At 58.7% G+C, this 20861-nt stretch carries 18 protein-coding genes and 1 pseudogene; 15 read left to right on the plus strand and 4 right to left on the minus strand.

The window, feature by feature from the left end:
- Positions 1 to 49: 49 nt before the first annotated feature.
- The 5 genes and pseudogenes from FA04_RS19490 to FA04_RS19510 all read left to right on the plus strand — a co-directional run bounded on the left by FA04_RS19490 (position 50) and on the right by FA04_RS19510 (position 5124).
- Positions 50 to 1162 (plus strand): sn-glycerol-3-phosphate import ATP-binding protein UgpC, encoded by a 1113-nt coding sequence (locus FA04_RS19490; protein ID WP_034804456.1) that lies wholly within the window; start codon positions 50 to 52, stop codon positions 1160 to 1162.
- Positions 1159 to 2148 carry an exonuclease/endonuclease/phosphatase family protein gene (locus FA04_RS19495; protein WP_034804453.1) on the plus strand — a complete coding sequence of 330 codons (990 nt, stop codon included), beginning with the start codon at positions 1159 to 1161 and terminating at the stop codon, positions 2146 to 2148. The genes FA04_RS19490 and FA04_RS19495 overlap by 4 nt, the downstream gene beginning before the upstream one ends.
- Before the next feature lie 147 nt (positions 2149 to 2295).
- Positions 2296 to 3243: a glutathione synthase gene (gene gshB / locus FA04_RS19500; protein ID WP_034804450.1), complete on the plus strand. Its 948-nt coding sequence runs from the start codon at positions 2296 to 2298 to the stop codon at positions 3241 to 3243.
- A gap of 215 nt (positions 3244 to 3458) precedes the next feature.
- Positions 3459 to 3689, plus strand: a pseudogene (locus tag FA04_RS19505) (magnesium chelatase domain-containing protein); the annotation flags it as partial.
- A gap of 802 nt (positions 3690 to 4491) precedes the next feature.
- Positions 4492 to 5124, plus strand: a complete 633-nt coding sequence (locus FA04_RS19510; RefSeq protein ID WP_034804446.1) for a hypothetical protein — start codon at positions 4492 to 4494, stop codon at positions 5122 to 5124.
- Here FA04_RS19510 and FA04_RS19515 read toward each other — a convergent pair.
- Positions 5105 to 6318, minus strand: a protein-coding gene (locus tag FA04_RS19515) for an IS3 family transposase (protein WP_156553014.1) whose coding sequence is annotated in 2 segments (ribosomal slippage) — positions 5105 to 5982 and positions 5982 to 6318 — 1215 coding nt in all. Because the reading frame shifts where the segments join, the coding sequence is not laid out codon by codon here. The two genes, FA04_RS19510 and FA04_RS19515, sit on opposite strands and share 20 nt — an antisense overlap.
- A gap of 88 nt (positions 6319 to 6406) precedes the next feature.
- On the opposite strand from FA04_RS19515, the gene FA04_RS19525 reads away from it, so the two are divergent.
- The 9 genes from FA04_RS19525 to istB (FA04_RS19560) all read left to right on the plus strand — a co-directional run bounded on the left by FA04_RS19525 (position 6407) and on the right by istB (FA04_RS19560) (position 16726).
- Entirely contained in the window at positions 6407 to 7816 is a 1410-nt protein-coding gene (locus tag FA04_RS19525) for a hypothetical protein (RefSeq protein WP_034805380.1), read from the plus strand.
- A 134-nt stretch (positions 7817 to 7950) separates the two neighbouring features.
- Positions 7951 to 8352, plus strand: a complete 402-nt coding sequence (locus FA04_RS35255) for a hypothetical protein (protein WP_156553016.1) — start codon at positions 7951 to 7953, stop codon at positions 8350 to 8352.
- Positions 8353 to 8361: 9 nt separating this feature from the next.
- On the plus strand, positions 8362 to 9660 hold the full coding sequence (gene istA, locus FA04_RS19530; protein ID WP_034804431.1) for an IS21 family transposase: 1299 nt from the start codon (positions 8362 to 8364) through the stop codon (positions 9658 to 9660).
- Complete coding sequence (gene istB / locus FA04_RS19535; protein ID WP_089046329.1) at positions 9657 to 10448, plus strand: IS21-like element helper ATPase IstB; 792 nt, start codon at positions 9657 to 9659, stop codon at positions 10446 to 10448. Before istA (FA04_RS19530) ends, istB (FA04_RS19535) begins: the two co-directional genes overlap by 4 nt.
- A 48-nt stretch (positions 10449 to 10496) precedes the next feature.
- Entirely contained in the window at positions 10497 to 11390 is an 894-nt protein-coding gene (locus tag FA04_RS19540) for a hypothetical protein (RefSeq protein WP_156553018.1), read from the plus strand.
- A 56-nt stretch (positions 11391 to 11446) separates the two neighbouring features.
- The gene (gene istA, locus FA04_RS19545) at positions 11447 to 12979 is read left to right on the plus strand and encodes an IS21 family transposase (protein WP_034804397.1); all 1533 of its coding nucleotides are present in this window, start codon (positions 11447 to 11449) and stop codon (positions 12977 to 12979) included.
- Positions 12969 to 13763 (plus strand): IS21-like element helper ATPase IstB, encoded by a 795-nt coding sequence (gene istB / locus FA04_RS19550; RefSeq protein ID WP_034804394.1) that lies wholly within the window; start codon positions 12969 to 12971, stop codon positions 13761 to 13763. Before istA (FA04_RS19545) ends, istB (FA04_RS19550) begins: the two co-directional genes overlap by 11 nt.
- Before the next feature lie 555 nt (positions 13764 to 14318).
- Positions 14319 to 15833: an IS21 family transposase gene (istA, locus tag FA04_RS19555; RefSeq protein ID WP_034803536.1), complete on the plus strand. Its 1515-nt coding sequence runs from the start codon at positions 14319 to 14321 to the stop codon at positions 15831 to 15833.
- Positions 15830 to 16726: an IS21-like element helper ATPase IstB gene (gene istB / locus FA04_RS19560; RefSeq protein WP_064816995.1), complete on the plus strand. Its 897-nt coding sequence runs from the start codon at positions 15830 to 15832 to the stop codon at positions 16724 to 16726. The genes istA (FA04_RS19555) and istB (FA04_RS19560) overlap by 4 nt, the downstream gene beginning before the upstream one ends.
- A gap of 45 nt (positions 16727 to 16771) precedes the next feature.
- Here the strand turns inward: istB (FA04_RS19560) and FA04_RS19565 are convergent, their stop codons facing one another.
- From FA04_RS19565 to FA04_RS19575, 3 genes are all read right to left on the minus strand, one after another.
- On the minus strand, positions 16772 to 17680 hold the full coding sequence (locus FA04_RS19565) for a hypothetical protein (protein WP_143106217.1): 909 nt from the start codon (positions 17678 to 17680) through the stop codon (positions 16772 to 16774).
- Positions 17680 to 19605, minus strand: a complete 1926-nt coding sequence (locus tag FA04_RS19570; protein WP_034797570.1) for an AAA family ATPase — start codon at positions 19603 to 19605, stop codon at positions 17680 to 17682. The genes FA04_RS19565 and FA04_RS19570 overlap by 1 nt, the downstream gene beginning before the upstream one ends.
- A gap of 112 nt (positions 19606 to 19717) precedes the next feature.
- Entirely contained in the window at positions 19718 to 20203 is a 486-nt protein-coding gene (locus FA04_RS19575) for a hypothetical protein (protein ID WP_234798721.1), read from the minus strand.
- Between FA04_RS19575 and FA04_RS19580 the strand changes: the two genes are divergently transcribed.
- Entirely contained in the window at positions 20196 to 20744 is a 549-nt protein-coding gene (locus FA04_RS19580) for a hypothetical protein (RefSeq protein WP_064817016.1), read from the plus strand. The two genes, FA04_RS19575 and FA04_RS19580, sit on opposite strands and share 8 nt — an antisense overlap.
- The last annotated feature ends 117 nt before the right edge of the window (positions 20745 to 20861 follow it).

Below are 20861 nucleotides of genomic sequence, written 5' to 3' on the forward strand. Positions count from 1 at the left end.
CAAAAGTCCCGCCCGCTCCTGAAACGACATCAATCTTACGGAGGCAGCCATGGCGGCCATTACCATCGCCGAGGTCTCGAAGATCTATCACGGCAATGTCGAGGCGGTGAAATCCGTCTCGATCGATATCGAGGACGGCGAATTCATCGTGCTGGTCGGCCCGTCCGGCTGCGGCAAGTCCACGCTTCTGCGCATGGTCGCGGGGCTGGAGACGATTTCGAAGGGCACGGTGACGATCGGCTCACGCGTGATCAACGAGGTCGATCCGGCCGAGCGCGACATCGCCATGGTCTTCCAGAACTACGCGCTCTATCCGCACATGACCGTCTACGAAAACCTCGCTTACGGCCTGAAGAACCGCAAGACGCCGAAGGCCGAGATCGACGCCCGCGTCGCAGAAGCCGCTCGCATGCTGGAGATCGAGCCCTATCTTACCCGCAAGCCCCGTGCGCTCTCGGGCGGCCAGCGCCAGCGCGTCGCCATGGGCCGCGCCATCGTGCGCAAGCCGGCGGCCTTCCTCTTCGACGAGCCGCTCTCCAATCTCGACGCCAAGCTGCGCGTCTCCATGCGCGGCGAGATCAAACGCCTGCAGAAGCGCCTCGGCACGACCTCGCTCTACGTCACCCACGACCAGCTCGAGGCGATGACCCTTGCAGACCGTCTGGTGGTGCTGAATGGCGGTCGCATCGAACAGATCGGCCGTCCGCTCGACGTCTATCACCGCCCGGCCTCAACCTTCGTCGCCAGCTTCATCGGCTCGCCGGCGATGAACCTGATCAAGGGTGTGATCGAAGGCGGCAACCTGCAGATCGGTCTCTACAGGATCGCGCTTGGCGACCGTGCGCCGGTCGAAGGCCCGGTCACGGTTGGGCTTCGCGCCGAAGATCTCAAGCTCGCCGGCGTCGGCGAGGACGCCATGCTGTTCCAGGTCGACTATGTCGAGGAACTGGGCGCGCAGCGGCTCGTGCACGGCACCATCGAGAGCCAGGCGCTCACCATCGCGCTGTCTCCGGAGACGCCACTTTCGGGTGATCTTGCAGTGACGATCGCCGTCGACCGTCTGCACTTCTTCTCGACCGAGACCGGCAAGCGGCTGGAGCGCGGCACGTCGTTTGCCAATGAAGCGCCGGTTGCAGCGCCACGCCTGGAGACCGCATCGTGATCTCCAAGACCGTCGAGCAGCTTGCCGTTCCTTCGCTTGAAACGCGCGCCAGCTTTGCCGAGATCGTGCGCACCATTGCCGCCCATGACGCAGCCATGGCCGCACGGCCGGAGATGAACAGCGTGGAGGTCGGCGGCACACCGGCCTCCGATACGCCGCTCGCCTTCCCGTTCACCGTTGCTGCCTGGAACCTGGAGCGCTGCCTGTTTCCGGCCGAAAGCGCCGCCCATCTCGCCGCGACGAACGCGCCGGTCGTCCTTCTTTCAGAAATGGACAACGGCATGGCCCGCACCGGCCAGCGTCACCCGACCGCCGAAGTCGCCGAAACACTCGGCATGCACTATGCGTATGGCATCGAGTTCATCGAGATGGGTCTCGGCTCCGATACGGAGCGTGAGTTCTGTGAGGACGAATTCAACGCCAAGGGGTTCCATGGCAATGCGCTGATGGCTGCGGTGCCGTTCTCCCGGCCCTTCATGTTGCGCCTATGGGGCGGACGCCTCTGGTTCACCGATGGCGAGCAGCCGCGCCTTGGCGAGCGCTGTGCGATCGGCGCCGTCATCGAGACGGAAGCCGGACCCTTCGTCGCCGTCTCCACCCATCTCGAGAGTGCGACGACTGCCGTCTACCGAGAGCGCCAGGTCAAGGAATTGATCGATGCACTCGACGAGACTTTCCCCGGCCTGCCGGTGATGATCGGTGGCGATCTCAATACCGGCAACCATGCCGGCGGCGATTTCGAGGCCGAAGGGCTGTTTGCCATGAGCGCCATCAGAGGCTTTACCCGCCATGGTGGGCCGCTCGACGTGATGACCACGCGGCCGAGCCTGATCACCCGCTGGCCAGAGCGGGCGATGAAGCTCGACTGGTTCCTGTCGCGCGGGCTGAAGATCGGCGAGACCACGATCATTCCTTCGCTTGACGAAACCGGCCGGCCGCTTTCGGATCACGATCTCATCACCTGCGTGATCGAAGGCTTCGAATAGGCTCGCCTCTCCTTGCCTAAGGCCCGCCCGCATTCTACATGTCGAGGGCTTTGCCAGTGCGGCAGAGGGCAGCGGTTTTCCCGTCCTCATTCGCTCCGGCGGTTTGAAATCGATCACGCTAAGCGTGATCCATGAGGGAATGGGTAGATGGCGAAAATCGTCAATGTCGGGGTCCAGATGGACCATGTGTCGGGCATCAACATTGCGGGTGACTCCACCTTCGCCATGAGCCTCGAGGCACAGTCGCGCGGCTATCGCCTCTTCCACTATACGCCGGAAAAGCTGTCGCTGCGCGACGGCAAGGTCTATGCGAGCGTGCAGCCGATGACGCTGCGCGACGTCAAGGGCGACCACTTCACGCTTGGCGAAGCCGAGCGCGTGGATCTTTCGACCATGGACGTCATCCTGCTGCGCCAGGACCCGCCCTTCGACATGGCCTACATTACCTCGACGCACCTTTTGGAACGCCTGCATCCGAAGACGCTGGTCGTCAATGATCCCGCCTGGGTGCGCAATTCGCCGGAGAAGATCTTCGTCACCGAATTCGCCGACCTGATGCCGAAGACGCTGATCACCCGCGACCCCGCTGAGATCTCCAGCTTCCGCCAGGAAATGGGCGACATCATCCTGAAGCCGCTCTACGGCAACGGCGGCGCCGGCGTGTTCCACTCGACCCGCGACGACCGCAACATGTCCTCTCTGCTCGAAATGTTCGGCCAGATGTTCCGCGAGCCCTTCATCGCCCAGGAATACCTGCCGGCGGTGCGCAAGGGCGACAAGCGCATCCTGCTCGTCGACGGCGAGCCGGTCGGCGCCATCAACCGCGTTCCGGCAGACCACGACGCCCGCTCCAACATGCATGCTGGCGGCCGGCCTGAGCCGACCGAACTGACGGCGCGTGAGAAGGAAATCTGCGCCCGCATCGCGCCTGCGCTGAAGGAGCGCGGCTTCCTCTTCGTCGGCATCGACGTTATCGGCGACTACATGACCGAGATCAACGTGACGTCGCCGACCGGCATCCGCGAAGTGAAGAAGTTCGGCGGCGCCGATGTCGCGAGCCTGCTCTGGGATGCGATCGAGCGCAAGCGCGCCTGATCAAGATCTCGGCCTAGGATCCATCTCGGGTCGATGGCGCTTGCCGCGGGCCTACGCCCGCGGCCGTTTGCCGAAGCGTCCCGGATACACACCCGCGCCTCCTCAAATGTTCCGTTATTGTTCTTGTTTTTGTGCGCGATCCGTGCAAGGCTTCTGCCTGCAACCCTGGGCGGTTGTGGCGCCCGATAACTGGGCTGCCTGGGCGAGGGGCAAGCATGGTCGCGCGCGTCAGCACGGTCGCATTTCAGGGTATCGAGGGCCTGCCTGTCGATGTGCAGGTGATGGTCGCGCCGGGCAAGGTCGGCATGCAGATCGTCGGCCTGCCGGACAAGGCCGTCGCCGAAAGCCGCGAGCGGGTGCAGGCCGCCCTTCATGCTTCAGGTCTGGCGCTGCCGGCCAAGCGCGTGACCGTCAATCTTGCGCCCGCTGACCTTCCCAAGGAAGGAATCTCTCTGTCACATTCGTTGTCTTATCCTTTTGTCTGAGACCCTGGTTTCAAGGGAAAAACGGTCCTTCTGACAAAAGGATATTGATCTCCTTTCAAGAGCAAACCGTTCACCTGCTATGAGTTGTAGCTCGAGTTCTCCTTGGGCCGCTGTAGCGTCAGCTATGGAACATCAACGCGCTACGATCTCTCGCCCGGCCTTGCGTATGCGAGGGCATCAGCGATTTCATTCAAGCGCTTAACCAAATCGCGCAGATGTTCACGGTCCCGGGCTCGTTTCACGACCGGTTGCTCAGTGGCAGCGAAAAATCCTTGTGGCCCAAACGATCGGCTAGAGGCCGAGAGACGTTGCTCGCATACCGAGATAGACACGCAACGCCTTACCACCCCTTGGCCGCCGCGGGCTCATCGGCAATGGCCGTGCTTCCATCAAAAGGTACGAACGAAGTTTTGGGCCTGCAGATCATATTCAAAACGTGAATAAGTTCACGGCGATGCAAAATTTCTCTTTCTATATGGCGATACTGATAATATAACCCGCAATCGCGAATCAATAACATGGCGCAAGGCGACGAATTTGGCGTCTTTAATTAAAGGAGTGATAGACACATAGGCTAAGTTTTTCGTGGAGTCAATAATTTATATTGAAGACTTTGATTTTGTATTCGGTAGTTCGGAGTCTTTATTTTGTCCCCAGATCGGGGGGGAGGGGCTCAGGAATTCAAGACCTCGCGTCCCGATGTGAAGAATGGTCGCTCGGCGTTTGTCGGCACAAATGAAGAATTCAATAGGAAAGGAATGTAGTGGAAATCGATGAGCCTCGAACCGCTCCGGAGGAATTCAAGTTCACAATCGCGGGTCACAGGCACGCGTACTATCTCACCACCCTCCGACCATATTTTGGGGATGCGTTCTGCTGCCATTTTCGCGATGCCTGGTCTAAGGCCGCGGGATTGATACGCGGAACCACGGCGATGAAGTATTTCCAATCTGCTCGCACTGCATTCCAATTGATTGCCTACAATGGAACCACCAAGCCCCGTTCCCCGGAGGGCTACGTACTCAAATCGCTTCGAGACAAACCTGGTTCGCAACTGGATGAGGAAAAGTGGCACGCTGTAACGGTAAACCTTAGCCGAGCAATCCTCACTCTTGGCGACAACAGCTTTATAGAGTCCGAGAACCCCACCAGCCGTAACAAGATGCTTGAAGCCGTGAATGCGGGGTTCAAATGGCTTCACCAGGGCGGAATGATTCCTGACGTGCCACTGGAAGGGCGTCTTGAGGGAAGAAACCATGACTCCTCGAAATGCTTGGCAACCTTGGCCTTCGAGAATGCCCGCTTCAGTATCGAGGGCCTCAGCGCAAGTGACGCTTATCAGGCTGGAGTGCCCCCCATTTCGCCGGACAAGTCAGCTATTGAGACAATGCTTTGATGAATTCCCTTGGGGATGCCATTTTCAGCGCTGAATGCGGATGGATTTCGTTGTAATCCTCGATCCATCCATCGATGTTCCGGAGCGCTGTGTCGGCGTCGGGAATGGGTGAGATGCGTATGTAGTCGCGTTTCAGGGTTTTGACGAAAGCCTCCGACATACCGTTTGATTGAGGGCTGGCGACCGGCGTGAAGCAAGGGACCAGATTGAGGGCCTGAGCAAACAGCCTGGTTTCCTTTGCTGTGTAGGCGCTGCCGTTATCGGACAGATGTTCGATGGCATGTGGGGCACGCGTGCCACCGAAGCGTTTCTCGACTGCTTCCAACATCATATCGCGGACGTCAGAACCGGAGATCCCGGCATTGGCGACGGCCGCCCACGAGATGATCTCTCGATCAAACGCGTCGATGATGAAAGCAAGGCGGACCACCTCGCCATTCCAGCAGGTGAACTCCAGGCCATCGGAGCACCAACGAAGGTTCGACCGCATCACCATGACCTTGCCGTCGTGGACGCGGCCCTTGCGCACGGCGGTGTGCTTCTCAAGGATCATGGCGTGGTTGGCCATGATGCGGTGGACCCGCTTGCGGTTGACGACCGGCTGATCGGCGGCCCGCCGCTGCCTGTTGAGAAGGGCAGCGATCCGCCGATAGCCATAAGTTGGCCTGGCATCCACCAGCTTGCGAATGGCAGGCAGCAGCTCGGCATCGTCCGCTTTGAGGTAGGGTCCGCGAGGCTTGGACTTGCCCTTCAGACGTTCGGAGAGATTAGAACGCGACACGTGTAAGGCCTCCGCCACCGCCTTCATCGGGAACCGCCCTTCGGCAACAATATCGGCCGCGATATCGGTTTTTTTGACTGGGCTTTGGAAAGGGCTTCGCGAAGAATCTCGTTCTCCAGCGTCTTGCGTCCGAGAATGCGCTCAAGCTCGCGCACTCGATCATCCAGCTTCCTCACCTCAGAATTGCCGATTACCGGCTCGTCGGAGTCCACTGCCACCGCACCTCCCTCGCTCAAGAGCCGACGCCAGCGATAGAGAAGGTTTGGCGCAACTCCATGCCGCCGAGCCGCAGAGGAAACCGTCTCCCCTGGGGCATAGCTCTCCTCGATGATCTGCAGTTTGCGTTCCGTTGTCCAGCGCCGCCGCCGGACGTCACCGATCATCAGGTCAACCTGTCGAAACTCGTTAGACATAAGCCTATCCTCAAGCCTGTGCTTGAGCCTTCCTGCTTATGCTGAGTGTCCGGTCGAAAGTGGGGGCAGTTCACAGGCGTTTCTAACTATGAACGTCGATATGTTGGAGGAGGTCAGGAAGTGTCTGTGGGCGGACCTCAAGGATAATTACGAAAAGTTCAAACTGGGAAAGGCGCTAATGTCGGACCCTACCGTTCCTGAAATTTCCGACGTCGAAGAAGCCTTGATATCCGTTACCCGCGAACGGTTGCGAAAAGGGGTGGGATGTGCGGTGCTGGGCCTGACGCGCCAGCAAGGTTGGGTTCTAGCTTTAAAAATCCTGAGACACAGGGCGTCCAATGGTGCGCCCCTAAACGAGAATCTCTTTTGTTTTGCGCGGTCCATGGTCAGCCACGCCGACGCGCAACCCTACTTTGAGGCAACAACGAAATCACTGAACGCGGCGTTTCACATCATTCTTATCGACGTTGGTGCGAACAGTCAGCCGGTCGAGGACATACCCTTTGATTGCTTCAAGGGAAAGACGAAGAAGGGAAAAATAACAATTCGGAGCCTGCGACTTGTTAAGAACCGGGGCGCGACCCAAAACAGCAGAAATATTCAAGGCAAGATCGCGTCCACGATAGAAGAGACCGAACTCGTTCTGCCGACGAAAGATCATCCTGACCGACCGTCCGGAATCAGAGTTATAGACATCTACAAGGAACTCACGGCTTCTATGAGAAGCGAATCCGGTCCTACGCGCGACAGGCTCTGGGTTTGGCGGGTGGCTTGGGAAACAAAAGTTAAGACCAGTCTTGCCTCGGTCGGTATGGAGCGTTGGCAGGATTTCCTGGCGAGAAACGCCGATAATCCGTTGATTGGCATGCTTGCCCTGACACGACAGATTCTTCGTACAAGTGTTGCAAATACCCGCGGCGAGCGTGGTGAGATTGACTGGGTCATCCAACAGGCAATGATGGGTCATTCGACTGCTGGAACAACGTTCGAATATCTAAGCGAGAAGGCGGTGCGAGCGTATCTGAACGCTCGAATCAGGGACTTTCTGAATGCTTGGGAGGCAGTTGGCGTTATTGATATCGAGCATGCCGCAAGAGTGCTGGATATAGCCCCTGAGGAGCTATCCAAACGGGCGCTATTCGGGCTCGAAAACGGGTTGGAGTTCGCCACGGGGCGGCCCGAAGATGAAACTTCCATGCAGGAGGACGCCGATAAAAAAGAACCAAACTTGGTGTCTGGTGCTAAGACGTTTTCGATCAGCGACAAGGCGATGAGATGTCTCGAACTTGCGCGCAGAGCTCTCCGCGACCAATTCGAGTGGATGCTCCACACAAATCCGAAACGACTGTTGCGCATGTGGGTGCCATGGCTAGCCATATGCGAGGGGTATTGCCGCGTCCTACAGAGAAGTGGCCATCGAGTCAGGTTCAAAAACGTTTGCAGCGAAATCGATGTTAAGCTCCAATCGGGTCAGATGAGGTTGCCGCTCATATGGTAACCAGACCAAAGCCCCGGACCGAGCCACAACGGTCGCTTCATGACGAGATGATTGGAAAGCTTTTCAAACCGGTTTGGCTTGAGAGCGGCTCTCTCTTGGAGAACTGTTGGACTGTCAGACTTCATGGCGAGGTAATGTCGTTTGATTTCGACAAAGCGATTACGCCATGGCCCAATGCAAAGTCACTTCTCCATGCCGATTTCGAAGCAGACTTGATAACCGCGAAACTGCTAATTTATTACTCCCTAAAACCAAAACCCTTGGGCTGGAACGCGGCGGTCCTGTCATTACAACAGACGCTTCGAGCGTACGTCTATCTGGTTCGTTGGCGAGCAGAAAATGGATTGACGTCTAACAGCTTACTCACCCCGGAATGGTTTGACGTATTCGATCGCGGTCTTAAAAAAGACGGACGGGACGGCCTGCTACCGTTCGCTTCAAGAGCGGTCAGCGTGTTCGAAGCCTATGACTGTCAGGCGACATGTAAAACTGGTCCGGTAGCGACACCTAAAACTGGTCCCCCTTTCAGACCTTAGGAGGGACTAATGGACGTTGAGACAGGTACGAAGATCTCCGCGAGATTGGCGCGGAGAGAAGCGATGCTCGAACCGGACGAGGTGACTGCGATGCTGCGGCTCAAGAAGCTGGGGTGGGGCACGCGGCGGATCGCGGCGGAGCTGGGATGCTCGCGCACGACGGTACAGCGATACATCGAGACGGGTGGCTGGCGCGGGTATCGGCGAGCCCGCCGGGAAACGCAGCTCTCGAAGCATGAAGCGTGGGTCCGTGAGCGGTTCTTTCGCCATGGCGGCAATGCTGATGTCGTGCGGCAGGATCTGGCTCGAGAACTCGGCATTGAGGTCAGTCTGCGCACGGTTGAGCGAGCGGTCGCGGGGTATCGGCAGCAGTTGGCGGCATCGGCTTTAGCGACGATGCGCTTCGAGACACCGCCAGGCCATCAGATACAGATCGATTTTGGCGAGAAGCGAATGGAGATCGGAGGCGAGAAAGTCCGCGTCTACATCTTCGTGGCAACGCTTGGCTATTCGCGTCGCACATACGCGACGGCGTTTCTCCACGACCGTCAGTCTGCCTGGTTCGATGGGATGGAGGCAGCCTTCAGGCATTTTGGCGGTGTCACAAGCGAGGTCCTTCTCGATAATGCTGCGGCATTGGTAACACGGCACGACGCGGTGACCCGCGAGGTCGTGTTCAACGATCGGCTGCATGCCTTCTCCCGCTATTGGGACTTCCGTCCTCGCGCATGTGCACCATACCGGGCTCGTACCAAAGGCAAGGACGAGCGAGGCGTCGGGTATGTGAAGCACAACGCACTTGCCGGACACAGCTTTGACAGCATGGAAGGCCTTCACCTGCACCTTGCGTGGTGGATGCGCACGGTTGCCGATCTTCGATGCCATGGCACGACAGGCGAACCACCACTTGAGCGCTTTGTCCGCGACGAAGCTATGACGCTACACCCACTAAATGGCAGGCCGCCATTTCGTCAGATCCGAGAACTGCTGCGCAAGGTCCACGCCGATTGCGCCGTTGAGGTCGACACCAACGCCTACTCAGTCCCGTGGCGGCTCATCGGCGAGATTGTCGAGGTGACGATCAGCGGTGGCCAGGTCCGCGTATTCCATGCTGGTCAGCTTGTCGCGAGCCACGCCGAGTCACACGGGCGTCATCGTCGCCTGACGGATCCCGCCCATTTTGTCGGCGTCAGCGGCTTCGGCATGCCTGTCAAGCAAGCCGCGCAGGCCGATCCGCCCGCTCCCAAGCTGCCCGAACTTCTTCGCCCACTGTCGGAATATGAGCGGTTGATCGGAGGGCAATGGTGATGGCAGTTGATCACGACACGCTGATCGGCTGGCTGAGCCGGCTGAAGCTCACCGCCATCCGCGACCAGCTCGACAACCTTCTTGACGAAGCCTCGCGCGCGGATCTCACCATTCGCGAGACGCTCGCATTCCTGTGCGAACGCGAGATTGCAAGGAAGGACGAGAGACGCATCATCATGGCGATGAAGATCGCGCATTTCCCGCATGCACGAGATCTCGAGGGATTTGATTTCGAGGCGCAGCCCAGTGTCGATCCGCAACAGATACGAGAACTCGCCACCGCCCGTTGGGTGGCAAATGGTGATGCCTTGCTGCTGCTCGGTCCACCTGGCGTTGGGAAGTCCCATCTCGCGATTGCGCTTGGAAGAGAGGTCATCCGTCAAAACTACACGGTGTTGTTCACAACGGCGCAGGCATTGGTCGCAACGCTCGTGAGAGCACATGGCGAAGGACGCCTGGAAGAACGACTTGGGTTTCTCGCCAAGCCCAAGCTGCTCATCATCGACGAGCTTGGCTATCTTCCACTCGAGCCCAATGCAGCCCACTTATTTTTCCAGCTCGTATCGAGGCGCTACGAGCGGGGTGCAATGCTCGTCACCTCCAACCGCAGTGTCGGAGAATGGGGAACAGTGTTCGGCGACCCCGTCGTGGCAACTGCTATCCTTGATCGGTTGCTGCATCACAGCCACGTCATCACAATCCGTGGCGACAGCTACAGGCTACGAGAAAAGCGCCGTAGCGGGCTTCTACAGAAGTCCACGACGGCAGCCGGTATGGAGAGTAACTAAACACCCTTGGCGGACCAGATTTGCGTGTCGCCTAAGGACCAGTTCACGATGACGCTTGATAATGACAGCGGAGAACTTGAATTCAAGCTTAACGCTCGGCACGCGATAGCAGCTCCCCCGTTCGCTCGCCTGCTAGGGCTCGATGACTATCGCACGTTTCCGAAACAGTCCAAGCAAGTTATCGATCGATTGCTGGGTGAGAGGAAGCTTCATGTCTCCAGAGTTCCGGTTCGCCAAGGCCGCACATTCAAGAACCTAGTCGCAGAAGGGCAATCGTGGCCTCTTGGGGAAGATGAAAATTCCGAGCAGGAGAACGAAGCGTCGGAAATTGGTGGCAAACTAACCAGAGAGGCCGCTCGTCAATATTACAAAGTCTGGTTGGACTTATGGAGGCTTCGCGACAAGCTTCCGCATGACGCAATCGGATATCGCGCGTTCAACAACAAGAGGGCTCTCGCACATTTCATATCTAAAGCGGGGTTCCCTCTGCCGAGGCCGACAGAGGATGCTCCTGCCCGTCAAACGAGTTGCCTCATAAATTCAGCCCTGACGCTCGCTCTTGATCCGGTGTCGGAAGAATTTATCAATGTCGTGGAGGGCCTCGCGGAGCCAAATGCTGCCTTGGATCAAAAGGTCGTAAGGAAATTGAACCTTCGGCTTGTCGAGCTCGGCTTTCCGAAATTGAAGCCTGTCTACTACGAACATAAGGCGGGTGACCACGAAGGCACTTTGGCCATCCACGACTTCGTATTCAAAGTTCTTCCCGCCTCTGCTAGGATAATAATGGCGGCCTACTCGGCCCGACGGGACGAGGAAATCAAGAAAACCAAAACTGATTGCATCGAAGTCGATAGCCACGGTGATCACTGGCTCCATTGTTTAATCTGTTGGTTTCCGCGCGGAACTGAGCCGGTTAGGCGCATAATTTCCATTGAGAATTGAGCCATGTGAACCTTCCCCTCAACGCGGTGAGCGACGGGGGCAACGGAGTGATCCACATGGGACTTTTAAACATCATCCGTCGGATGGCACTGCGCGAGAAGCTGTCGGTTCGCGAGATCAGCCGACGAACCGGATTGTCGCGCAACACGATCGCGAAGTACTTGAGCGCTGGCACGATCGAACCGAAGTTCGCGATACCAGAGCGACCAAGCAAGCTCGATCCTTTTGCCGATAAACTGGCCGGCTGGCTGAAGACCGAGGCCGGGAAGTCGCGCAAGCAGCGTCGAACGTTGAAGCAGGTTCACGCCGATCTGGTGGCTCTTGGCTTTGCCGGTTCTTATGGCCGGGTGGCCGCTTTCGCCCGTGATTGGCGGGCTGATCGGCAGCGTGAGCAGCAGACGACGGGCCGCGGCATATTCGTTCCGCTGTCTTTCCGCCCAGGTGAGGCATTCCAGTTCGATTGGAGCGAGGACTATGCCGTCATAGGCGGAGAGCGCGTGAAGCTTCAGGTCGCGCACATCAAGCTGTCGCACAGTCGGGCTTTTCTGGTCAGAGCCTACCTGCTGCAAACGCACGAGATGCTCTTTGACGCCCATTGGCACGGCTTCCGTGTGTTCGGCGGCGTACCTTGTCGCGGCATCTACGATAACATGAAGACAGCAGTCGATCGCGTCGGCCGCGGCAAGGAGCGACAGGTCAATATCCGCTTCCTCGCGATGACGAACCACTACGTCTTTGCGCCTGAGTTTTGCAATCCCGCCGCAGGATGGGAGAAGGGCCAGGTCGAGAAGAATGTTCAGGATGCCCGACCGCGGCTGTGGCAGCAGATGCCGGACTTTCCGGATTTGCTGGCGTTGAATACCTGGTTGGAACAGCATTGCCAGGACCTGTGGCGGGAGACGCCGCATGGCACCTTGTCCGGTACGATCGCGGATGTTTGGGCTGATGAGCGGGCAGCATTGATGGCATTGCCTACCGCTTTTGACGGCTTCGTCGAGCAGAGCAAGCGCGTCTCGCCGACATGCCTGATCACCTTCGAGCGTAATCGTTACAGCGTGCCTGCGTCTTTTGCGAACCGGCCCGTCAGCCTGCGGATTTATCCCGAGCGACTGGTCGTTGCAGCCGAGGGCAATATCCTCTGCGAACATCCGCGGATCATAGAACGCAGTCACGACAAGCCACCACGAACGATTTACGACTGGCGGCATTACCTTGCCGTCATCCAGCGCAAGCCCGGTGCCCTGCGCAATGGCGCACCCTTCCTGGAATTGCCACTGGCCTTTCGGCAACTGCAGGACCAGATGCTTCGCCGCCCCGGTGGTGATCGTGAGATGGCCGATATCCTTGCCCTTGTCCTTCATCACGATGAGCAGGTCGTCGTCAGGGCTGTGGAACTGGCCTTGGATGCGGGCGTGGCGACCAAGACGCATGTGCTGAACCTGCTGCATCGACTGATCGACGGCAAGACGACCGACGGTCCCGATATCGATACGCCACAGGCGCTGACCTTGCTGCGCGAGCCTAAGGCCAACGTCGAACGCTATGACGGTCTGCGTGTCCGGATCGTGGGAGGTCGTCATGCGTCATGATCCTGCCAGCGCCGCCGTCGTCATCATGCTGCGTAGCCTGAAGATGTATGGCATGGCCCAGGCGGTCACGGACCTGATCGAGCAAGGAGCGCCAGCGTTCGATGCGGCCGTACCCATCCTGTCCCAGTTGCTGAAAGCCGAGATGGCCGAGCGCGAGGTTCGCTCCATCGCCTACCACATGAAGGCTGCCCGCTTCCCGGCCTACAAGGACCTCTCCGGCTTCAACTTCGCCGCCAGCGAGATCAACGAAGCGACCGTGCGCCAACTGCACCGATGCGAGTTCATGGACGGCGCGCAGAATATCGTGCTCGTCGGCGGGCCGGGCACAGGAAAAACACATGTCGCGACAGCTCTCGGCATTCAGGCGATCGAGCATCATCGCCGCAAGGTCCGCTTCTTCTCGACCATCGAATTGGTCAACGCGCTCGAGCAGGAAAAGGCCAAGGGCAAGGCAGGCCAGATCGCAGAGACGCTGGTTCGCCTCGATCTGCTGATCCTCGATGAGCTTGGATACCTTCCGTTCAGTGCTTCAGGCGGAGCGCTGCTCTTCCACCTGCTGAGCAAGCTTTATGAGCGCACCAGCGTCATCATCACCACCAACCTCAGCTTCAGCGAATGGGCCACCGTCTTCGGCGACGCCAAGATGACAACCGCTTTGCTCGACCGCCTGACCCACCGTTGCCATATCCTGGAAACAGGAAACGACAGCTTCCGCTTCAAGGCCAGCTCGGCCGCTGCGGCACAAAAGAGAGGAGAAAAAGCCAGCCCATTGACCAAACTCTGATCAGAAAACCATACTTAGAGGTGGCTCACTTCTCGGTGGAAAAACCGGCTCAGTTCCGCGTGGAAACCAACAGCCATCCGAATTCCAAGTGAAGATCGGAAACGATCCAGATTCTCATTCACCTATTCCTTGTCGTGCCTACCCATCGCAGCAGATGGGAGGAACCACGCTTTCGGACTCGCGTGCGGTCGATCCCAATTCCGTCCGCGTGTTCCAATTGACGCAGGTCCTATTTGGAGAGAAACGGATGGTTGGGCAGGTATCGGACCGCAAACGCCCGCCTCATTTCCATGGCTAGCGGGTCGTAAAGTAGTTGGAGCGACCGTTTAAATTCCGTTGGAGAAAGCCATCCGTCCTGTAGACGCCATCGACTGCGCGGCGGCAATCAAGGTGAGATTCAGCGTCAATCAGGATGAGACTCGGCGGCGGGGGTGTGACGAAGGGAGGGCGTAGCCCGACCGGAGTTACACTCCCGCCGCGGCGCAATTTTTAGGCGTCTCATGATCGCGGTCGGCCCGCTACGGTGGCGGTTTTCTGGAATGGAGAACCACCTTTGTGCCGGGTCGCCATGTAACCGATCATCAGATGAGATTATTCATGAAGTATCGACAAACGCATTCTGTTGAGGTCGCCGCCGCGAAGGCGTCGATCAGCCGGGCGACGGCATTCCGCATCGAGAAAGAGCAGCGCCTTCCGTCGCAGAACAAGCCGCCGCGCGGTCGGCGTCGCCCCGATCCGCTTGAGCATATCTTTGATGCGGAGGTTGTTCCGCTTCTCAAGGCCGCTCCCGGCATTCGTGCGGTCGCCGTTTACGACGAGATGCTGCGACGTCATCCGGAACTGCCCGAAGGCATTCGCCGCACACTTGAGCGGCGCATTCGGTCCTGGCGGGCCGTTCACGGTGAGGCACAGGAGGTGATCTTTCGCCAGACGCACGAACCCGGCCGGTTGGGGCTGTCGGATTTTACCGACATGGGCAGCCTCAGCGTGACGATCGCCGGCCAGCCGCTCGACCATCTGCTTTATCACTTCCGGCTGGTTTGGTCGGGCTTCGAACACGCCCATGTCATCCTTGGCGGCGAAAGCTTCGTCGCCTTGGCGGAGGGCCTGCAGAACGCCCTGTGGTCGGTCGGCGGTTCGCCGCTCTATCACCGCAGCGACAGCCTGTCGGCCGCCTTCCGCAACCTCGATGCCGATGCCAAGGTCGATCTCACCAACCGCTATGAGGACCTGTGCGCTCATTACCGGATGACGCCAACCCGTAACAACAAGGGCATCGCCCACGAGAACGGTTCGATCGAAAGTTCCCACGGCCATCTCAAGAGCGCCGTCCGCGATGCACTCCTGATGCGCGGCACCCGAGACTTCAACGATCTCCGCTCCTACCGCGCCTTCATCGACGAGATCGTCAGCCGCCGCAATGCCGCGCATGGCAAGCGCATCGATGCCGAGCGCCCGCATCTGCAGGCACTTCCCGCTCGCCGCACCACCGACTTCGAGGAGGTGGTCGTCACCGTGTCGCGCACCGGCGGCTTCGCCTTGCGCAAAGTCTTCTACACCGTCCCCTCCCGTTTGATCGGCCATCGGCTGCGTGTGCGTTTGTTTGACGATCGTCTCGACGTCTTCATCGGCGGCACGCATCTGCTGACGTTGCCGCGAGGTCGCGCCCATGCGAGCGGCAAGCACGATCAGGTCGTCAACTATCACCACGTCATTCATTCCCTGCGCAAAAAGCCGATGGCGCTTCTCAACCTGGTCTATCGCGACAAGCTCTTCCCTCGGCCGGAATACCGAAGGGCTTTCGACACTCTCATCGAGCAACTGCCTGACCGGCAGGCTTGCAAGGTCACCGTCGAACTGCTGGCCCTGGCTCATGATCGTGGTTGCGAGCGTGAACTGGCCGAGGAGCTTGCCAGAACGCTCGACGCCCGCAAACTGCCCGACCTGATGGCCTTGAGAGCCATCTTCGGCCCGGACCCGGATCAGTTGCCGACCGTTCATGTGCAGCTCGCATCGCTCAATAGCTATGAAGCCCTGATGGGGCCTGCTTATGCGGGAGAGGCCGCATGAAAAATGTCCACAACACCATCGACGAAGCCCGCCTCGGCATCATGCTCAATGACCTGAGGCTGCCGACAATCAAAACGCTGTGGCCGCAATTTGCCGAACAGGCCGATCGTGAAGGGTGGCCCGCGGCTCGCTTCCTCTCCGCTATCGCCGAACACGAGCTGGCTGAACGGGCGCATCGCAGGATCGAACGTCACCTCGCCGAGGCGCATCTGCCGCCCGGAAAGACCCTCGAGAGCTTCGCTTTCGACGCTGTGCCCATGGTCTCCAAGGCGCAGGTCATGGCCATTGCCGCCGGCGATAGCTGGCTCGCCAAAGGTGCCAATATCCTGTTGTTCGGCCCGCCCGGAGGCGGAAAGAGCCATCTCGCCGCAGCCATTGGCCTCGCACTGATCGAGAACGGTTGGCGAGTGCTGTTCACGCGCACGACCGACCTCGTTCAGAAGCTGCAGGTCGCACGGCGTGAGCTCCAGCTCGAATCCGCCATCGCAAAGCTCGACAAGTTCGATCTGCTCATCCTCGACGATCTGGCCTACGTCACCAAGGACCAGGCCGAAACCAGCGTGCTCTTCGAACTCATCTCCGCAAGATATGAGCGGCGTTCCATCATGATCACCGCCAATCAGCCCTTCGGGGAATGGAACCGCGTCTTTCCGGACCCGGCCATGACGCTTGCGGCGGTGGACCGACTTGTTCATCACGCAACGATCTTCGAAATGAACGTCGAAAGCTATCGGCGACGTTCCGCCATGGAAGCCAAACGCCAGCGCGGCAGACCTGCCGCCTTCGCGACAATTAAAAGTGCTTCCCAGATTGTCGCGGAGCGGCAATCAGAACACGACGAGACTCTTGCCAGCGACAATCAGCATGATACTTTCATCCCGACCGCGACATAAGAGTCTCATCCAGATTGTCGCCGCCGTCTCATCCTGATCGCCGCGCTATAATCGACGGCAAAAGAGCGTATCCAGGTCATATCGATGGTGGTTTTCCAGCAGGACCCGGATTTCTCCTTTGGTTCTGGGGTTCGATCGATGTTGCACCTCGAGTGCAAATCGGGCGGAGACTTCGTCGTCGGTTACCAACGAGATCGTCTCGATCTCGGCGGCGATATCCGCGGGAATGCTCTCCACTGCCGAACTACACGCACTGATAAACCGTACGTCTTCCGTAAAATCGATGGCCCATTCGGGCGGATCGTCACGCCAGAAAACCGTTTCCGCGGCCTCGGTCCACCGCCCGTCGATGACCAGACCCAGACTTCGAAAAGCATCGAACGCTTCTGGTGCCAGGTACGCCGGACCGCAGCCGTGCGAGGCACGGATGTTTGGCCGAAAGCGCCCCCGGGGATTAGGCTGCCCTCGAGAACCGGCAAAATGACGGTAACCGAGAAGATTGCTCTGGCCAGCGACCCATACGACTGTGGTAGCGACGTCATCCCACCGTGGCAGGACTTCAGGTATTTCCGGTTCAGCGATCGGTATTGCTCCGCCAAAGATCGTCCTTGCCTCTCCGAGTGCCGCCAACGCTTCGCAACCAACCTCGTACGCTGTGATAAAGAGGTGGTCCCACGCGACGGAAGGATCGCCGGGCAGATTGTCCGCAAGAAACTCGATGACCGGCGCAGTCCACGTAGGGGCGCTCGGTCGCTCGAGGCGACCTCCGGACGTCTCGAGCTGCGGTACGGTGGTCGATCGCCGCTTCTCATCGCCACGCTTAGGTCCACCGACCGAGATGCGGCGTCCAAGGGGTGTGAACCCAGCGTTGTCGAGCACCTCTCCCAATGAGCCGGGCGATGCCGTTCTCGACGTGGCGTTCCGATCTTTGCGAGGTCGCTTTGCTTTTGTCATCACGTCGCCGCACCCTTGGCTAAACTCACTGTTGGTCGCCGGTGTCTGTCCAGGATTTCGAAGACTTCATCGCCAGACATCACGTTAGCCTCCATCAACCGTTTGATGATGGCATCCAGGGCAATCCGTCGGGTTCGAACAGCGGACTTCGCGCGCTCGAACTCGCTTTGCAGCACCGCGTGAACGTGTCTCCGAAATTCGGGATTGTATGTGCGCAATCGCTCGAGCTGAACCTGGTCCTCGACGACGAGGGTATGCCCCATGCCGAGACCGCCCTCGAGCATTGTCGCTAGCTCAGTCGCCCTGTTCAGGTCGGCGGTGTCCGAGCCCGAAGCGCCGTCGGCAAATGATCCCAAGACCTCCAGTTCGGCCGCTATTCCGCCAAGGCACACGGCGATCGCGTTACGATAGTCGGCACTTGTCATTGGCCGAGCGCCGGTTTGACCGTACTGGACGTAGCCCAGTCCACTGGGTTTCCCGTCGATCCTGTAGCGCGAAATCCTGACCTCGCTCACGCGCCCGTATCCGATTTCGAATGCCACGATAGCGTGACCTGCCTCGTGAACGGCAAGCGCGCGCAGAAACTCCTCCGGCAGCTCCGTTACCGTCGGCAATTGCTCGACGATGTGGTCCCCTGAAAGGACTTCCCGACGCCGCCGCGCCACCCGCTTGGCATCCCGGACGAGTTGTTCGATGTCGGCACCCGACAGACCATCTGTCGCCATGCCGAACTTCTCGGCCTGGGACTGATCCAGATCGGGGCCGCTGTGGAATGCCAGGATCGATAGCCGTGCCTTCGCATCAGGAAACGCAATTTCGAGCTGCCGGTCCAGTCGCCCTGGCCGCCGGATCGCAAGATCGAGTTGGTCGGGATAATTGCAGGCTCCGATCACAACGACGCCCTCGCGACGATCGAAACCATCCAGAAGCTGCAGGAACCCCGCCATCGCGGCTCGTAAATAGCCGCGGTTTCGATCTGTCTCTGTCCGATCGCCGAACGTATCGACCTCGTCTACGAACAATATAGACGGCGCTTTCTCCTTCGCCTCGGCAAAGGAAGCCCGCATGGCTTTCAAGTGACTGTCGAGCGCGCCTGCTTCCTGCCATTCAGAAACCGAACCGTAAATGATCGGGACCTGGCAGGAATTGGCGGGCGCGCTTACAAACATCGTCTTTCCGACACCTGGAGGTCCGGAAAGTAAGACCCCATTGTCTACATCGCTCCACGGGAGAACCCCCGCCTTGTAGTCGGCGAGGTCTTTCGCAAGATTGGTTCCCCATCCGAGGGCAGGTCCGTATCCGTGCATATCGGCAAGTGTCGGTCCCAACGGTTTTGCGACCTCGTGCGCGGGTTTCGCCGGGACGCGCGAATGAGTTCGCAATCTCTCCAGGGCAAGCATGGGATGACGGCGATCCTGAAAAGCCTTGACCAATCGCGGCCAGGGCTCCGACAGAAGTAGGTCGACGTCCCGGTCAGATAGCGGCAAACCGGCACGTCGAAGCGCGGCTTCTGCATGTCGCCTCGTCCGCGGCTCCAAGTCCAGGACTGCGTCGGAAAACAGTCCCTCGTCGTCGTCGAGATTGTAGTCCGGCGGGGCGATGAAGATCGCTCTTTTGTTTTTATGAGCTTCCATCTCATCGCGAAATGACCGGCCCTTCCACTCATAGGCGTAGGATGTGAACTCCCGGAACGTCCAGATGCCGGCGGCGAAAACCTCCACCGCTTCCGCATAGACCGGGTAGTAGAAATCATCCTTGGCTCGAAGGGTCACAATGAATTTCGAATGCGATATGTTCCAAGCCCGGAGTGACGCCGCGACCCCGCAGTACGCCATGAAAACAGGCAACGTGACAGTCGTATTGCGGACCTGCGTATCCGTCTTCCAAGGCACACGTGTGCGTTTGCCGGAATGTGTTGTCGGCATTGCTCTTTCCTCGAAATTCAAGATTCCAAATGGCTCAGTTTATTCAGTCAGTCGCAGCTCTGGCTAAGAGACGCTCACTTTACGGGTCCCCCCGTCAAGAATATCCAGGCCCTCATTGGCGGCCCCCATACCTTTGGTTCCAGGGGTCTGGGTCAAGCCGGTTACCCAGCTGATACCAACGCGAGAGCGTCCGCGCGATGCCTCGTTCTTCGTCCAGGTAGTATAATTCGCTCGAAAATAGAGGGTGGCCATCCTCGATGGTCGGATGACCCTTAGCGCGGCCGATGAGGCAGGGCACGGCTCGCTTGGCAAGCGCCCAATCGTAGATGACGACAGAAGAAGCACCGATATCGTCACGTTTGGCGGTCAGATCAAGGTCGTCTGCAAGATCACGGAGTCTGCGCACCACCTCCGTCCGCGGCATCCCGAACAAATATAAAAAGACCGAATCGCTCATCGCATCATCCCCGTCAGAATCAAATGAGGTTAAAAACAAATCATTCGCGCCACCATACAGGACGATAAGATAAAATAAGACCTCATTTTGATTTTCTTTGACATTGGAATTCCCCGCCGCTTGATCAAAATTTATGATCATCGTTGTCCCGTCTGATGTCCTGAGAATTGCGCGTGCGCTGGCTGCTCTTTCTCAGCGTCAAGTCGCTGAGGCAGCCCAAATGGACAGAATGCAGGTCGTGGCTGCTGAGGGGCGACAAGATCGGGCTAGGGTTCAAAGCTATGAAAAGCTGCGGGACTTTTACGAAGACGTCGGCATCGAGTTCCTTGGAACGGTCGATATTGGCACTGGCACCGTGTCTGGCGCAGGCGCTCGCTGGCGCAAGCCTTCTGCATCAACGCAAATGAACGCGTCGACGCACATTCATGCTGAACCGAACGGGGTTTCATTCGTGGCAGCTCGAAGCCTGCTGAACGTCCCCCTAACAAAGTTGGCTCAGGACTCCGGCATAGAACGGAGACAACTGAGCGCGCTCGAAAATCACATCGATTTCAGCAAGGACGACTTCGATCGGCTGCGCGCCTACTACGAAGGCCTTGGCATCGAGTTCTTGGGCCAAGGTGACGTCTCGACGAACCTATTCTACGGTGTTGGCGTCCGGTGGAAGCCCATCCTACTCTGACACACGCCGGCTTCGGGGCTCCCTACTCGCCGTTGATTCCCGCCCCACGCTCAAGGCCCCCCTCCGCACGGGTCTGGCGCGGATTCACACCATTATGACTTTGGTTTGGCGAGAGCA

Origin of the sequence: Ensifer adhaerens (genome assembly GCF_000697965.2) — a bacterium.
Lineage (GTDB): Bacteria > Pseudomonadota > Alphaproteobacteria > Rhizobiales > Rhizobiaceae > Ensifer > Ensifer adhaerens.